This window comes from Pantoea sp. Taur, from assembly GCF_009830025.1.
GTDB classification, from domain to species: Bacteria; Pseudomonadota; Gammaproteobacteria; order Enterobacterales; family Enterobacteriaceae; genus Pantoea; species Pantoea communis.
Map to the genome: position 1 here is coordinate 42837 of NZ_SZZZ01000020.1, position 14968 is coordinate 57804.

The following is a 14968-nucleotide window of genomic DNA, read 5'->3' on the forward strand; positions in this document are numbered from 1 at the left end:
CCGGATTATCACCCAACCAGCAGCGCGGTATGCTCACTCCATCACCAGAGAGGAGTCGAGCATATGTTGGTTAACGGTAAGTGGAGCGCAGAGTGGCATCCGGTTCAAGCCACCGATAAACAGGGCGGATTTGTCCGTCAGACGTCCAGTTTTCGCCACTGGATCACCGCAGACGGCTCGAGCGAATTTGCCGCCGAGCCGGATCGCTATCATTTGTATGTGGCACTGATCTGCCCATGGGCTTCACGCACGCTGGTGGCGCGCAGCCTGAAAGGGCTGGAAAACGTCATCAGCGTCTCGGTGGTCGAGCCGCAGTTGGGTGCGCAGGGCTGGCACTTCGGTGACTATCCGGGTGCTGATCGTGACTGGCTTAACAAAGCCGAGTACATCCACGAACTCTATACCCGCGCCGATGCTGACTTCACTGGCCGCGCCACGGTGCCGGTACTGTGGGATAAAAAGACGCAGACCATCGTGAACAACGAATCTGCTGACATCCTGCGTATGCTGAACAGCGGGTTTGGCGATCTGGCAGACAACAGCCTCGATCTGTATCCAGAAGATCTGCGCGCTGAGATCGACGCGATCAACGCATCGATCTATCCACGTCTCAACAACGGCGTGTATCGTACCGGCTTTGCCACCACGCAGGTGAGCTATCAGCAGGCCTTTAACGATGTATTCAGCCAGTTAGACGAACTGGAACTGCGTCTGAAAGATGGCCGTACTTTCCTGCTGGGCGAGCGCCTGACCGAGGCCGATATTCGGTTGTTCGTGACGCTGGTGCGTTTTGACGTTGCTTATCATGGCCTGTTCAAATGTAACCTGCGCCGCCTGCGCGACTATCCGCTGCTCGATCGCTATCTGAAGAGTATGCTGGCGGTTTCGGGTGTGCGTCAGACAGTGAACATCGACCATATCAAGCAGGGTTACTATTCGATTAAGGCGCTGAACCCAAATGGGATTGTGCCAGTAGGCCCGGATATGGCGGATTACGGACTTTAAGGAGCAGGACGATGGCAAAAGCGTTGGTGATTTTTTTACATGGTGTGGGCAGTAATGGCGACGATCTGGCAGGACTCGGCCAGCATTGGGCCAGCCTGCTGCCGGATGTGGCTTTTGCCTCGCCGAATGCGCCCTATCCGTTTGAACATGCAATGGGCTATCAGTGGTTTAGCCTGACGGGCATTACCCCAGAAAATCGTCCGGCGCGGGTGCGTGAAGCCCGCGCAGCGTTCGATGAGACACTGCAACAGTTGATGGCGCAACACGGCATGACGGACGCGTGGGATAAAGTGATTCTGGTGGGCTTTTCTCAGGGCTCGATCATGGCGCTGGATGCACTGGCACAGGGCCGTCATCCGCTGGCGGGCGTGGCGGCGTTTTCCGGACGATTGTCGTTTGACGGTGCATTAACCCCGGCTTCGCACACGCCTGCGTTGCTGATTCACGGCAAAGCGGATGGCGTGATTCCGTATAGCGAGAGTGAGTCAGCAGTACAGCGCCTGCAAGCGGCAGGCGTGACGGTGGAAGCGCGCTTTGAAGCCGCCACCGGTCATACCATTTCTTCACAGGGTGCGATGCAAGCGGCCGCCTTTATCGCCCAGTGCTTGCAGGATTAAGGCCAGTAGCGATTTAACGCGTTCCAGGCTTGTTGCGCAGCCACTTCGGGTGGCTGCGCTTTTAATCCATCGTTAAACACTTCAATGCCGACCGGGCCACGATAGCTGGCGCTTTTCAGCTTATCGACAAAGCGTTCCACTTCGATAATGCCGTCGCCGGGCAACAACCGCTGATGGCGCGCATAATCACTTAGCGCACCCTTCTCTTGCGGCGGCATCTCCGCCATATCGCACAGTTGCACTTCATAGATACGATCGGCAGGAATGCCATCCAGCTGTGAGGCGTCCCCACCCAAGGCACAGATGTGGAACAGATCGACCACCAGCCCAATATTCGGCTGGTCCAGGCGCTGCAATCGTTCCCACGCCAGCGGCAGCGTATTATCAACGCTGCACCACGCCATGGGTTCATACATGATGCGCATGTTATAGCGCGCGGCTTCCGAGGCCATCCAACGCAAATCTTCATCGATGCGCTCCGCCACGCAATCTTCACGCGTGGTGGCCGGTGCCTGAATGGTGTTGCAACCGACAGACTGCGCAATCCGGATAAACTGCCGCAGCTCTTCACGCTTTTGCAGACGTTCACGATCTGGCGCACCGGTAAAATCACGCAGCACCTGCAAATTGGTAAAGCCAAGATTTAACTGTTGAGCCAGCTGCGCTGTGGCTGCCTCAACGTCTTCCCGCCAGATTTCGACCTGATCGAAACCGGCGGCACGGGCCGCGCGCAGTTTCTGTTCAGGTTCACCGTTTAACAACACCAGGTTAAGGAATTTGGGGTTACTTCGCATCAACGGGCTCCCTAATCGTCCGGATAAATCGGTGACAGGTTCTGCTTGTCACGCAAACAGAACACCGACCAGTATCTACCTCTTAGGAGTTATTTCAAGCCCGTGATGCGCAGGGCTTTTATCCCAGCAGATTCACCACTGCAAAGCCGGCGAAGGTCATCAGCAGTGAACCAATCACATGCACCATCACGCTCGACATCGCCCAGAGGTATTTACCGGTTTGCAGCAAGCCGACAATTTCCGCTGAAAAGGTAGAGAAGGTGGTTAAACCGCCGCATAAGCCAGTGACAATCAGCAGTTTCCAGAAAGGGTCAATATGCGGATTGCGGACAAAAAACGCCAACGCTGCACCGATGATAAAACCACCGACCAGATTCACCATTAAAGTGCCCGGTGGCAGATTGGGAAACAGCGCGTTGAACCGCAGAGAAATAAGCCAGCGCAGTGAACAGCCCACGGCACCACCGAGCATCACAGCCAGTAACGACTTCAACATACTTTTGGAGCTCCTGAAATGAGTTACGCGCAGGGCCGCGGCAGGACAGAAAAACACCTGACACACCGCCGTCTCCCGCGCAGGGATACGAGTGTTGTCAGGCGTCATCAGCCGTCTGTTTCCAGAACGGCGGTTGGGGAAGGTGGCACGCCATCACCTTAGCGGCATAATAATACGCTGGCGTAGCGGGGGTGACAATATCGGAGAGTTAACCCGTCGTGGCCTGGATAAGGTCTTTCAGCAACTCTTCTCGCGTCATTCCCATATTTGCCGCTTTATCTATCTCTGAGAGAGCAAGTAAGGTGAGCAAAGCACAGCGTTCTTGATAATGCTGGCCTTGACCTGATGGCGCAATGAATATCAGCGATTTTATTATCATGCTTACTCCTGATTAATTTTCGCGTTTATAGCACATTCATCATCTTGATATTTTTGCTTCACTTCCATTTATACAAAATTGGAGATCCCAATGCGTACCCTGATTTTTGATACTGATATTGGCGTGGATGATGCCTTTGCGCTGGCGTATGCGGCGCGGACGCAGCGGTTGCTGGGGATTACCACGGTGTTTGGCAATGTTGCGGTCGGCCAGGCGGTGAAAAATGCCCGGCTGTTTTGCCAGAAGATGGATATTGACGCGCCGGTGTATCGTGGCTGCTCGCGGCCACTGGCATTGGCGCCTTCTGCACCCGCCACGCTGCACGGCCTGGATGGATTAGGGGATGCGTTCGAGAACTCACACAGTGAAGCAGCACCCAGCGCCGTGCAGTTCATTATTGATAGCGTGCGCGCGCAGCCTCATGCCATCACCATCGTGGCGATTGGACCGCTGACCAATATCGCCAGCGCCATCAACCAGGCGCCGGATATCATTCCATTGGTGAAAGAGCTGGTAATAATGGGCGGCGCATTTGGCACCGACGGCCATTCCGGCAACGTCTCGCCGTTTGCCGAGTTTAATATCTGGAAAGATCCGCATGCCGCCGATCAGGTGCTGGCCTCGGCGCTGCCGGTGGTGGTATTACCGCTGGATGTGACACACAAGGTGCTGATCACCGGCGATGAAGTGCGGCAGTTAAATCAGCCTGTACTCAGCGCGATATGCCGTCCGTATCTGGCGTACAGTCTGCAAAAGGAAGGGTTTGATGGCATGGCGCTGCATGACACGCTCACGCTCTCCTGGCTGGCTTTGCCACAGGCGTTTACCGTGACCGAAGCACCAGTGCGCGTGATAACGGAGGGCATCAGCCGTGGTCAGACAGTGAGACGCCTCAGCGCCCTCGCCTCACGTGAAGACCCGTTTGCTGGCTTACGCCCACAGCGCTTGTGCCTCGGCGTGGATGCCGAAGCGGTCAGGGAACACTTTTTTGCCGCACTGCGGGCATGAGATTGGTGGTCGCTATCAATGGCGTAATGCTTGCCAGTTAAGCGCCGGGTGATCACGCAGTCTGTTAAAAGGACACAATGGTTGAGGCCAGAGCGCGCCTCTTCCCCTGAACAGCCCCAGCACGCTCTTCAGCTTCAGTGCGTGCTGTTAAAAACGGCACGATGGCTGAGGCCAGAGCGCCTCTGCTGCTGCAAGGGCTATCCGCAGCGCTGAGGCTTTTACGTTGGGCCAGGAGCCAGGCGCAGGGATGCGACTGGCAGTTCGGGTTGGCCAGGACGGCCTTACCTGAACTGAACCCCTTAACCCGAACGGTCCGCAGGCACGACGTGGAAGCCGAAGGCACCGCGTCAGCGGCGCGAGGACGGCCCGGCAGCAGCAGAGGCGCTCAGGCCCGCATTCGCGCGCAGTGATACGCACCGACTACCTCGAAAAATGAATCACACCTTTGATCAGCTCACGATTATTAATCACCTCAGGCTCAAAGGTCTCCGCCAAAGTAGAAAAGTCATAATGACGATTAAGCATGATGTCGGCACGAAGCTGACCCGAAGCCATCAGTTCGCCCACTTTCGCGAAATCTTCGTGCGTGGCATTGCGGCTGCCCATCAACGTTGTTTCACGTTTATGGAACTCGATATCCGGGATCACCAAATCCCCTTTGTGCAGGCCGACAAACACAATGGTGCCACCATGACGAATCAGCTTCACCGCACCGTTCATCGCCGCCGGGTTGCCGGTCGCATCAATCACCTTCGCCGCCAGACGCCCACCAAACTCTGCACGTAGCGTGGCTTCGAAATCCTCGGCCATCGGGTTGAGGGTCGCAAGCCCCAGCTTTTCTGCGACATGCGCACGTCGCGGTTCGCTGGTATCGGCCACCACTACCTGAGCGCCCGCGGCCGCCGCAATTGCGGCTACACCTAAACCAATCGGTCCGGCACCGACCACCAGCACCTGCTCATCCGCTGCCACCGCCGCACGACGTACCGCATGCGCACTGATCGCAAAAGGCTCGATCAGCGCCGCCGCTTCTGGCGCCACATCATCAACAGCTAACAGGTTGCTGGCGGGTACGTTGAGGAACTCGCAGAAGCCACCATCCTGATGTACGCCAATTACCGAAATATTCTCGCAGCAGTTAGTTTTACCACTCAAACAGGCATCGCACTGCTGGCAGGAAACATAGGGAATCAGCGCCACGCGCTGCCCTACTTTGAAATCCGTTACTCGACAGCCCAGCTCCACCACTTCGCCACACAGCTCATGGCCCAGAACGCGTGGATAGCTAAAGAACGGCTGATTGCCCGCCCAGGCATGAATATCGGTGCCGCAAATCCCGGCGGCAATCGGTTTAATCACAACCTCCTGTTCGGCCGGAGTCGGTTTCTCACGCTGCTGCCACACCATATTGCGCGGCTCGGCAACCACCAGGGTTTTCATTGTTGTCATGGGCTTCTCCTGTGCTGATGTCGCAGTTTTGGCGAAAATCAGCCACCCGCGCCGTTTGCACATGCTGAAGTGTGAGGCAGCGCCCTTTTTTTGGGCTTTGTGTGGTTTTTAATAAATAAAAAACCGGAGAAGCGCATGAGCCGAAGCCTGAATTTACGCCAGAACGTGATCAATCAAATGCTGGAAGGCATCGCTAAACGCCACATCCGCTCTCCGCTGCCACCGCAAGCCGCGCTGGCGGAAATGTTCAATATCAGCCGCACCACCGTGCGCCATACCTTGCAGCATCTGCATGAGCGCGGCGTACTGGATAAAGTTGAAGAAACTTACGTTATCGTGCGCGATCCCAGCGAAGAGGATGGGTTTAGCGCGTTAACGCCGCCGATCGATCAACAAGCGCGTCTGTTTGAACAGGCGTTTTTTAATCTGATTAACCAGCGTCAGCTGATGCCCGGCGACAGTTTTAGTGAGTTGCAGCTGGCACAACAGGTCAAGGCCAGTCCGGTAGTGGTACGCGAGTTCCTGCTGCGGTTTATGCGTTACGACCTGCTGGAACCGGTAAAGCGGGGTCACTGGCGCATGAAAAAGTTTGATCAACTCTACGCTGAAAATCTGTTCGAACTGCGTGAAATGCTGGAAACACATGCGCTTACTCGCTTTCTCAACCTCCCCTCCAGTGATGAGCGCTGGATTCAGGCGCGCGACCTGCTGGATCGCCACCGTGCCATGCGCGACACCATCGCCAGTAACTATCGCCACTTTGCCGCGTTGGATAAAGAGATGCATACGCTGATTTTGTCAGCGGCTAATAATCCGTTCTTCAATCAGTCACTGGAGATCATCTCCGTGATTTTTCATTCACATTATCAATGGGATGAAACAGATTTAAAACAGCGTAACATCGTGGCACTGGAGGAACATATGGCGATTCTGACCGCGCTAATCAGCCGCCGGGACGTCGAAGCTTTGTGCGCGTTGCATAACCATCTTGGCACGGCGAAGTCATCGATGATCCGCTGCATTCGCCAGTACAATTAAAAACCGATTAAAAACCACAATTCTGAAGCGCCCGCACGAATCTGAAACATCCTCGCAACATCCCAACCGGTTTACTTCTAGTCTCCAAAGCAATCTGTTGTGGCAGCACCGTTTCGCTGCCGCAGGACCCCAACCCTCGATAACGATAAGACCCCATACCTGGGAGGTTGCAATGGAAAATACATCTGCACGTGGCCGTGACGCTGCGCCAACATCCGTCGCCGATGGACAAGACTTTGTCCCGGCACGCGGTGACGTGGTGCGCTCACCGCGCATTAAGAAGATTCAGGTTACCGCCATGTTGTTGCTGCTGTTTGCGGCCATCATCAACTATCTCGATCGCAGTTCACTGTCGGTGGCCAACATGACCATTCGCGGCGAGCTGGGCTTATCGGCCACCGAGATCGGCGTGTTGCTGTCTGCGTTCTCGCTGGCTTACGGCTTAGCGCAGCTGCCATGTGGTGCACTGCTGGATCGCAAAGGCCCACGCATCATGCTGGCGCTCGGCATGTTTGTCTGGTCACTGTTCCAGGCCGCTGCCGGTCTGGTGCATAACTTCACCCAGTTTGTGCTGGTGCGTATCGGGTTGGGGATTGGTGAAGCGCCGATGAACCCGTGCGGCGTTAAAGTAATTAACGACTGGTTCAACATCAAAGATCGCGGCATGCCGATGGGCATGTTTAACGCCGCGTCGATGATTGGCCTGTCGATTGCGCCACCGATTCTGGCAGCGATGATGTTGGTGATGGGCTGGCGCGGCATGTTCGTGACCATCGGCGTGCTGGGTATGTTCCTCGCCATTGGCTGGTATGTGATGTACCGTAACCGCGATAACAGCCAGCTGAGCGGCGAAGAGATTCACTATCTGCAAGCGGGCAGCGTGGCCTCACGTAAAGAGCCGCTGAGCTTTGCCGAGTGGCGCGGCCTGTTCAAGCAGCGCACCATGTGGGGCATGATGATTGGCTTCAGCGGCATCAACTACACCGCGTGGCTCTACATTGCCTGGCTGCCGGGTTATCTGCAATCGACCTATCATCTCGATCTGAAAAGCACCGGTTTGCTGGCGGCGATTCCATTCCTGTTTGGTGCCGCGGGCATGTTGCTGAACGGCTACGTGGTGGATGCGCTGGTACGTCGCGGCATGGATGCGGTGAAAGTGCGTAAAGTATCGATTGTCAGCGGCATGCTGCTGTCTGCAGCCTTCACCACTTTCGTCACCCGTGCAACAGACACCGCCAGTGCAGTGACGCTGATTGGCATGGCGCTGTTCTGCATTCACTTTGCCGGGACATCTTGCTGGGGCTTGATTCACGCTAACGTTACCGCACGTATGACGGCATCGGTGGGCAGCATCCAGAACTTCGCCAGCTTTGTGTTTGCCTCGTTTGCGCCGGTGATCACCGGTTGGGTGCTGGACACCACCAAGTCATTCAGCCTGGCGCTGATGATTTGTGCAGGCGTCACCGTGGTGGGTGCGCTGGCTTATCTGCTGCTGGTGCGTAAACCGATTACGGATGGGGTGTAAGTCGTCAATTGCGCGATAAACCGCATCGCTACGGCAGGGTGCATATCTTTGTAGCACGATGAATCGCGCCGCTACGGCAGAGCTCATGTTTTTTGTAGCGGCGCAATTTATTGCGCAATCAGTTCGTAGCCAGTTCGCCGTCATTTACAGGGTAAAAAACCGCGTTTCACACTGCCGCGCAATCTCCCACAGCTTATTACGGATCACCTGCTTCAGCTGCAACGTAGACTGCGATTGCGGCTGATCGCGACGGCTGATCAGCATCACTTCAAACGGCAGCGGTTGTGCCACCGGCAGCAACTTTAACTGGTCGGCATACCGGCAGGCAGTAAACAGATCCACCACGCCCACCCCCCCACCCGCCAGCACCATATCGGCAATCACCGAATAAGTTTTGATCGACAGCGACACCGCCGGGTCCAGCCCTTTGTCACGCAACGCACGGTGCAGCACGCGCCCAAGTGGGTCTTGGTTCTGCATCATCAACAGGTTGTTGGCACACAACCACTCCAGCGTGGCGGGTTCGTTATGAGTGTGATGCTGCGGCAGTAGCGCCACCATCGACGATTGAAACAGCGGCTCCGCCAGCAGATCGGCATCGACCTGCTGACCAAATACCAGCGCGAAATCGAGCTGGTTATCCATGATCATCTGACACAGCGTGCTGAAGTGCTCGGTCACCAACTCCACGCTCACCGATGCCGCCTGCTGTCGCCAGTTGACCAGTGCGGGTGCCAGCACCATCTGACCAAAAGCGTGTGCAGCACCGACACGCACCATCTGCCCTTCGCCGCGCCGCAACTGCTCGGTGAGCTGGGTTATGGTCTGCAAACGCTGATAGAGATCTTCCACTTCCGGCAGCAAGCGGCGTCCTTCGGCCGTGACCACCATGCCCTGTGCACGGCGCTCAAACAGCGCAAAACCCAATTGCTGCTCGGCGTGCGTTAAGACGCGGCTGACATTCGGCTGCGACACATTGAGCAATCGCGCCGCCGCACTGATGCTGCCGGTCTGCACAATTGCCTGAAAAACTTCAATGTGTCGCAATCGCATAATTACTCGCCCCAGGTCGCTTCAAGCACGCGCAGCCAGTTGCCGTGGCAAATTTTTTCCAGCAGTTCGCGCGAGTAACCACGAGCCGCCAGCGCGTTCACCACTAGCGGGAAACCGGCCACATCTTTCATATCGCCTGGCATGGTGGCACCATCCAGATCGGAGCCGAAACCGACGCCATCTTCCCCCACTTTTTCCAGCAGGTATTCCACGTGCTGCACGATGGCATCCACGGTGGTCGGCGCATGTCGATCGCCATCTTCACGCAGGAACGGCACGGCGAAATTCACGCCGACAAAGCCGTGGGTTTCCTTGATCGCCGCCAGCTGGCGATCGGTAAGGTTGCGCGACTGCGCACTGATGACATGTGCATTGGAGTGGCTCGCCACCAGCGGTGCATCACTAATCTCCGCCGTGTGCCAGAAGCCCTTCTCATCCATGTGCGACAGGTCAACCATGATGCGGCGCTGATTACAGTCACGCACCAGCTGTTTACCCGCTGCGGTTAAGCCGTTGCCGACATCCGGCGATGACGGATAAAGGAACGGCACGCCCTCACCAAATTGATTCGGGCGACTCCACAGTGGCCCCAGCGTACGAAGACCGCTGGCATACAGGATATCCAGTAGCTCGCCGTTGGTATCCAGCGCTTCCGCCCCTTCCACGTGCATCACCACCGCCAGCACGCCCCTGGCCATGCAGTCACGAATATCGCGCACGCTGCGGCAAATTTTCACTTGCCCCTCTGAGGCCTGTTCGATGCGCAGCAGCAACGCCAGCATCGAAAAAGTGGCATCACGCGCAGCGCCAATAATTTCCTGAGGAAAATCTGAGAGGTCTGGCGCACTTCTTGCAATCAGAGGGTGAGACGGCACCCAGGTGGCAAATATCCCACCTACCATATTTCCTTGGCGGATACGCGGCAGGTCCATCTGACCGCGTCCAGTGCCCTGCAGGAAGGCCTGCACCGCGTTGGGTTGATGGTGTTGCCAGAGTTTATTGAGCACATCGTTATGACCGTCAAAGACTGGAATGTTGATGATTTCAGACATGTTGTGTCGGTTCCATGTTCGGGAGAAAGCGCAAGCGCTGCCTGCTGGCGGGGCAAATTGCACCAAAAAGAGGCAAGGCTTCACGCATGAAACAAATGACTTAATCCCATTATTAATCCTCTCGCACAGCGGGAAAGTCAAGACAAAAAACAGCAAAATAACTAAATTTAATTTTAATAATCAATAACTTGGAGTTGTCATGGTAACCAGAAGACGTTTTCTCGCAGGATGCGCCGCCGTCCCTGCTTTTTCCTATCTGAGTCTCAACACCGCCTTCGCTGATACGCCACCGAGTATGTTCGTGATGGCGATGCAGCTGGACAACATCACCAGCCTTGACCCCCATGAAAGCTTTGAAGCCACCGGCGGCCAGATTTGCGGCAACATGTATCAGCGCCTGGTCACGCCGGACCCGCAGAAAGCCGATAAAGTGATTGGCCAGCTGGCGAAGAGCTGGGATGTGAGCAGCGATAACAGCACCTACACCTTCCATCTCGATCCGGCAGCCAAATTCGCCGATGGCACAGCGCTCACCGCAGAAGATGTCGCCTATTCGATTGAACGTATCGTCAAGCTGGATAAAAGCCCGGCCTTTATCATCAACCAGTTCGGCTTCACTAAAGACAATGTGACACAGAGGGTCACGGCGAAAGATGCGCATACCGTGGAGATGAAACTCGGCGCGCCAGCAGCGGAAACCTTCCTGCTGTATTGCCTCTCCGCCACCGTTGGCAGCATCGTGTCGAAGAAGGCCTGTGAAGCCAACCAGCAGAACAACGATTTCGGTAATGCGTGGCTGAAACAGCATAGCGCCGGTTCGGGTGCCTTCACCCTGCGCACCTGGAAAGCCAGTGAAACGGTGATCCTGGAACTGAGCCCGTTGTATGCCGATAAGAGCAAAATTAAGCGCGTGATCCTGAAGCACATCACCGACCCGGCCGCTCAGGCGCTGATGGTGAAGAAAGGCGACGTGGATGCGGCCTACGATCTCACCACCGAGCAGTTGTTGCAGGTGAAGAACGACAGCAACGTGTCGCTGGTGAATCAGTCGCTGTCAGCCATCATGCTGATGTCATGCAACACCAATAATGAATACCTGAAAAAGCCGCAGGTGTGGCAAGCCCTGAAGTGGGCGCTGGATTACGACAGCATCCAGAAAAACATCCTGTCGATGAGCTTTGTTACCCATCAAAGCTTCCTGCCGAGCGGCTTCCCGGCAGCGCTGGACGACACGCCGTTCCATAAAGACGTGGCAAAAGCTAAGTCGCTGCTGGCGGAAGCGGGTTATCCCAATGGATTCGAGATCACCCTTGACCACTACTCAATGCAGCCGTATCCCGATATCGCTCAGGCGATCCAGACTCAGTTGGGTGCGATTGGCATCAAAGTGTCATTGATTGCCGCCGAAAACCGCCAGGTCCTGACCAAGATGCGTGCGCGTCAGCATCAGCTGGCGCTGACCGTGTGGGGCGCGGACTATTTCGATCCGAACTCCAACACCGAAGCCTTCTGCGTGAATACCGACAACAGCGAAAATGCCCGCAGCCGCACGCTGGCATGGCGCTGCAGCTGGTCAGATGAAGAGTTCAACAAACTGACTGCACAGGCACTGCACGAGCCGGATCCGGCGAAACGTATTGCCCTCTATCAGCAGATTCAGCAGTTGGGCCGTGAGAAAAGTCCGTTCATCTTCATGATGCAGAAGACCAAAAATGTCGCGTGCGGCAAAAACATCTCAGATGTGCACATGACGGTGCTGGAGCAGTGGCCATACGATCAGGTGAAAAAAGCCTGATGCCTTTACTGAAGAAAATCGTCAGCACCCTGGGTAGCCTGGTGCTGACGCTGTTTGGTCTTTCTGTACTGACCTTCTTTATCGGCCGGGTGATGCCTACCGATCCGGTGCTGGCGGCGGTGGGCGATAACGCACCGCAGTCTGTGGTGGATCGCGTGCGCCTGGAAATGGGGCTGGATCAGCCCCTCTACATTCAGTTCGGCCACTATCTCAACCAATTACTCCATGGCGATTTGGGTAAATCGATTCTCACCTCAAATCCGGTGACCACCGATATTGCGCGCTTCTTCCCGGCGACCATGGAACTGGCGACTGCCGCGATTATTATCGCCGCGCTGGTCGGTATTCCGCTGGGTGTCTGGGCCGCCGTGCGCCAAAGCACCTGGGTCGATCAGACCATTCGCGTGGTGTGCCTCGCTGGACACTCACTACCGGTGTTTGTGCTGGCGCTGCTGAGCCTGCTGGTGTTCTACGCCGTGCTCGGCATTGCGCCGGGTCCAGGACGGCAGGACATCATCTGGCAGGATATGGTGCCGCAGGTCACCGGCTTTCTTACCATCGACTCATTGCTCGCCGGTGAAACGGATGCCTTCTGGGATGCGCTGGCACACATGGCGCAGCCGGTCTTGATCCTTGCCTACTTCAGCATGGCCTACATCACACGTATGACGCGCACCTTTATGCTCAATGCCTTGAGCGGTGAATTTGTGATCACTGCGCGTGCGAAAGGGCTGTCATCGCGCCGGGTGATCTGGCGGCATGCCTTTCCGACCGTGGCGGTGCAGCTGGTGACGGTGCTGGCGCTGACCTACGCCGGATTGCTGGAGGGCGCGGTGGTCACCGAAAACGTCTTCTCATGGCCCGGCCTCGGGCAGTATCTCACCACCTCGCTGATGAACGCCGACATGAACCCGGTAGTGGGTGCCACGCTGCTGGTCGGCACCGTATACGTGCTGCTCAATCTGCTGGCTGACCTTCTTTATCGACTTTGGGACCCACGCGTAAAATGATCTTCTTCTCTCGTGACTGGCTGCTGGACGATACGCCAGCCAATCGCCGTCAGGCGGTGTGGGGCCGACGCTATCGCTTGTGGCTCAGCCTGCGCAGCAACCCGCTGGCAATGGCAGGATTAGCGGTCATCGCCGTCATGCTATTACTGGCGCTGTTTGCCCCGTGGCTGACGCCGTTTGACCCTGGCACACAGCATCTGGAAAACCGTCTGGCGGCTCCTTCTGTCGCACACTGGCTTGGCACTGATGAACTCGGCCGCGATGTCTGGACGCGCATTATCTATGGCGGACGCACCACGCTTGGCATGGTGATCGCCGTGGTGCTGCTCACCGCCCCGCTCGGCCTGCTGATTGGCTGTATCGCGGGCTATGCCGGTGGGATTGTGGATAAGACGCTGATGCGTATCACCGACATCTTCCTCGCCTTCCCGCGTTTGATTCTGGCGCTGGCGTTTGTGGCCGCGCTGAAACCCGGCGTGGAGAGCGCGATTCTGGCGATTGCCTTAACCGCCTGGCCGCCGTATGCGCGTCTGGCGCGTGCCGAAACCATGCAGTTCCGCCACAGCGATTTTATCGCCGCTAGCCGACTCACCGGTGCCTCGCCGTTGCGCATCATCCTGCGCCACATCATGCCACTGTGCATGCCGAGCCTGATTGTGCGCGTCACGCTGGATATGAGTTCCATCATCATCACCGCCGCCAGCCTTGGCTTCCTGGGGATGGGCGCGCAACCGCCGTCGCCTGAATGGGGCACCATGATTGCCACCGCGCGCCGCTTCCTGTTCAGCGAATGGTGGGTGCCGCTGATGCCGTGTATCGCCATTTTCCTGACCTCACTGGCGTTTAACTTTCTCGGCGACGGTCTGCGCGACGTGCTAGATCCTAAGGAGCGCTAAATGCTGGTGGAAATTGAAAACCTGCGCATTGCCTTTCGCAGTCGCACAGAGACCTTTGAAGCGGTACGCGGGGTCAGTTTTAGCGTGGGCCGCGAGAAGTTTGCCATTGTTGGCGAAAGCGGATCGGGCAAGTCGCTGACCGCACGCTGTTTGATGCAGCTATTGCCGGGCAATGCTGAGGTGACCGCCGACGTATTGCGTTTTGACGGTATCGATCTGCGCGGCGCCAGTGAAAAAGTGCTGCGTCAGATTCGCGGCAAACGCGTGGGCTTCATCCTGCAGGACCCAAAATATTCACTCAATCCAGTGATGACCATTGGCCAGCAGATCGCAGAAGCCTGGCGCGAGCACAAAGGCGGCAGCCGTAAAGCGGCAATGCTGGCAGCGATTGATCTGCTGGAGCAGGTGAAAATTCGTGATGCTGCCGCGGTGGCGAAGCGCTATCCGCATGAGGTTTCCGGTGGGATGGGCCAGCGCGTGATGATTGCCATGATGCTGGCACCGGATCCGGAACTGCTGATCGCCGATGAGCCCACCAGCGCGCTGGATGCCACGGTACAGGCAGAGATCCTCAAGCTGATTGACGATCTGGTTTCCGCGCGCGGCATGGGGTTGATCCTGATCAGCCACGATCTGCCTTTGGTGTCGCACTTTTGCGATCGCGTGGCGGTGATGTACGCCGGGCGCATTGTCGAATTGCTGGACGCCGGGCAGTTACAGCAGGCTCAGCATCCGTATACGCGCGGCTTACTGGCCTGTTTGCCGTCGTTAAAACATCCGCGCGAGCGCTTACCGGTATTACAGCGCGATGCGGCGTGGCGGGAATAGCGCAATGCCCATCAACACGGTTA

General features: G+C 56.7%; 15 protein-coding genes and 1 riboswitch. Of the genes, 9 read left to right on the forward strand and 6 right to left on the reverse strand.

The features are described from left to right. Positions 1-63 precede the first annotated feature (63 nt). The gene (locus FD744_RS20990; RefSeq protein ID WP_160869237.1) at positions 64-1005 is read left to right on the forward strand and encodes a glutathione S-transferase family protein; all 942 of its coding nucleotides are present in this window, start codon (positions 64-66) and stop codon (positions 1003-1005) included. A gap of 11 nt (positions 1006-1016) precedes the next feature. Then, the gene (locus FD744_RS20995; protein WP_160869239.1) at positions 1017-1622 is read left to right on the forward strand and encodes an alpha/beta hydrolase; all 606 of its coding nucleotides are present in this window, start codon (positions 1017-1019) and stop codon (positions 1620-1622) included. On the opposite strand, the gene FD744_RS21000 is transcribed toward FD744_RS20995, so the two are convergent. From FD744_RS21000 to FD744_RS25400, 3 genes are all read right to left on the reverse strand, one after another. Then, complete coding sequence (locus FD744_RS21000; RefSeq protein ID WP_160869241.1) at positions 1619-2416, reverse strand: sugar phosphate isomerase/epimerase; 798 nt, start codon at positions 2414-2416, stop codon at positions 1619-1621. The genes FD744_RS20995 and FD744_RS21000 overlap by 4 nt on opposite strands. 118 nt (positions 2417-2534) lie before the next feature. Next, entirely contained in the window at positions 2535-2912 is a 378-nt protein-coding gene (gene crcB / locus FD744_RS21005; protein ID WP_034819910.1) for a fluoride efflux transporter CrcB, read from the reverse strand. A gap of 91 nt (positions 2913-3003) precedes the next feature. Continuing rightward, a riboswitch (Fluoride riboswitch) is annotated at positions 3004-3079 on the reverse strand. Between the two features lie 41 nt (positions 3080-3120). Further along, positions 3121-3291: a hypothetical protein gene (locus FD744_RS25400; protein WP_202403647.1), complete on the reverse strand. Its 171-nt coding sequence runs from the start codon at positions 3289-3291 to the stop codon at positions 3121-3123. Positions 3292-3381: 90 nt separating this feature from the next. On the opposite strand from FD744_RS25400, the gene FD744_RS21010 reads away from it, so the two are divergent. After that, a complete protein-coding gene (locus FD744_RS21010; protein ID WP_160869243.1) occupies positions 3382-4299 on the forward strand; it encodes a nucleoside hydrolase in 918 nt (305 codons plus the stop codon). 420 nt (positions 4300-4719) lie between these two features. On the opposite strand, the gene FD744_RS21015 is transcribed toward FD744_RS21010, so the two are convergent. Further along, positions 4720-5748: a zinc-binding alcohol dehydrogenase family protein gene (locus FD744_RS21015; protein WP_160869245.1), complete on the reverse strand. Its 1029-nt coding sequence runs from the start codon at positions 5746-5748 to the stop codon at positions 4720-4722. 135 nt (positions 5749-5883) lie between these two features. On the opposite strand from FD744_RS21015, the gene FD744_RS21020 reads away from it, so the two are divergent. Together FD744_RS21020 and FD744_RS21025 are read left to right on the forward strand one after the other, a co-directional pair. Next, positions 5884-6786: a GntR family transcriptional regulator gene (locus FD744_RS21020; protein WP_097119436.1), complete on the forward strand. Its 903-nt coding sequence runs from the start codon at positions 5884-5886 to the stop codon at positions 6784-6786. A 172-nt stretch (positions 6787-6958) separates the two neighbouring features. Then, on the forward strand, positions 6959-8311 hold the full coding sequence (locus tag FD744_RS21025; RefSeq protein WP_160869247.1) for an MFS transporter: 1353 nt from the start codon (positions 6959-6961) through the stop codon (positions 8309-8311). A 144-nt stretch (positions 8312-8455) separates the two neighbouring features. Here FD744_RS21025 and FD744_RS21030 read toward each other — a convergent pair whose 3' ends face one another. Then, complete coding sequence (locus FD744_RS21030) at positions 8456-9364, reverse strand: LysR family transcriptional regulator (RefSeq protein WP_034819931.1); 909 nt, start codon at positions 9362-9364, stop codon at positions 8456-8458. Positions 9365-9366: 2 nt separating this feature from the next. Further along, positions 9367-10416: a dipeptidase gene (locus FD744_RS21035; protein ID WP_160869249.1), complete on the reverse strand. Its 1050-nt coding sequence runs from the start codon at positions 10414-10416 to the stop codon at positions 9367-9369. A gap of 199 nt (positions 10417-10615) precedes the next feature. Here FD744_RS21035 and FD744_RS21040 point away from each other — a divergent pair, with 199 nt between their 5' ends. The 4 genes from FD744_RS21040 to FD744_RS21055 are packed head-to-tail and all read left to right on the forward strand — an operon-like array spanning position 10616 to position 14945. Further along, on the forward strand, positions 10616-12211 hold the full coding sequence (locus tag FD744_RS21040; protein WP_160869251.1) for an ABC transporter substrate-binding protein: 1596 nt from the start codon (positions 10616-10618) through the stop codon (positions 12209-12211). Next, complete coding sequence (locus FD744_RS21045) at positions 12211-13221, forward strand: ABC transporter permease (protein WP_160869253.1); 1011 nt, start codon at positions 12211-12213, stop codon at positions 13219-13221. The genes FD744_RS21040 and FD744_RS21045 overlap by 1 nt, the downstream gene beginning before the upstream one ends. Beyond that, a complete protein-coding gene (locus tag FD744_RS21050) occupies positions 13218-14117 on the forward strand; it encodes an ABC transporter permease (protein WP_160869255.1) in 900 nt (299 codons plus the stop codon). Before FD744_RS21045 ends, FD744_RS21050 begins: the two co-directional genes overlap by 4 nt. Next, entirely contained in the window at positions 14118-14945 is an 828-nt protein-coding gene (locus FD744_RS21055; protein WP_034819944.1) for an ABC transporter ATP-binding protein, read from the forward strand. The last annotated feature ends 23 nt before the right edge of the window (positions 14946-14968 follow it).

Coding starts and splice junctions, on each gene's coding strand:
- FD744_RS20990 (WP_160869237.1), top strand. CDS start 64: ATGTTGGTTAACGGTAAGTGGAGCGCAGAGTGGCATCCGGTTCAAGCC.
- FD744_RS20995 (WP_160869239.1), top strand. CDS start 1,017: ATGGCAAAAGCGTTGGTGATTTTTTTACATGGTGTGGGCAGTAATGGC.
- FD744_RS21000 (WP_160869241.1), bottom strand. CDS start 2,416: ATGCGAAGTAACCCCAAATTCCTTAACCTGGTGTTGTTAAACGGTGAA.
- crcB (WP_034819910.1), bottom strand. CDS start 2,912: ATGTTGAAGTCGTTACTGGCTGTGATGCTCGGTGGTGCCGTGGGCTGT.
- FD744_RS25400 (WP_202403647.1), bottom strand. CDS start 3,291: ATGATAATAAAATCGCTGATATTCATTGCGCCATCAGGTCAAGGCCAG.
- FD744_RS21010 (WP_160869243.1), top strand. CDS start 3,382: ATGCGTACCCTGATTTTTGATACTGATATTGGCGTGGATGATGCCTTT.
- FD744_RS21015 (WP_160869245.1), bottom strand. CDS start 5,748: ATGACAACAATGAAAACCCTGGTGGTTGCCGAGCCGCGCAATATGGTG.
- FD744_RS21020 (WP_097119436.1), top strand. CDS start 5,884: ATGAGCCGAAGCCTGAATTTACGCCAGAACGTGATCAATCAAATGCTG.
- FD744_RS21025 (WP_160869247.1), top strand. CDS start 6,959: ATGGAAAATACATCTGCACGTGGCCGTGACGCTGCGCCAACATCCGTC.
- FD744_RS21030 (WP_034819931.1), bottom strand. CDS start 9,364: ATGCGATTGCGACACATTGAAGTTTTTCAGGCAATTGTGCAGACCGGC.
- FD744_RS21035 (WP_160869249.1), bottom strand. CDS start 10,416: ATGTCTGAAATCATCAACATTCCAGTCTTTGACGGTCATAACGATGTG.
- FD744_RS21040 (WP_160869251.1), top strand. CDS start 10,616: ATGGTAACCAGAAGACGTTTTCTCGCAGGATGCGCCGCCGTCCCTGCT.
- FD744_RS21045 (WP_160869253.1), top strand. CDS start 12,211: ATGCCTTTACTGAAGAAAATCGTCAGCACCCTGGGTAGCCTGGTGCTG.
- FD744_RS21050 (WP_160869255.1), top strand. CDS start 13,218: ATGATCTTCTTCTCTCGTGACTGGCTGCTGGACGATACGCCAGCCAAT.
- FD744_RS21055 (WP_034819944.1), top strand. CDS start 14,118: ATGCTGGTGGAAATTGAAAACCTGCGCATTGCCTTTCGCAGTCGCACA.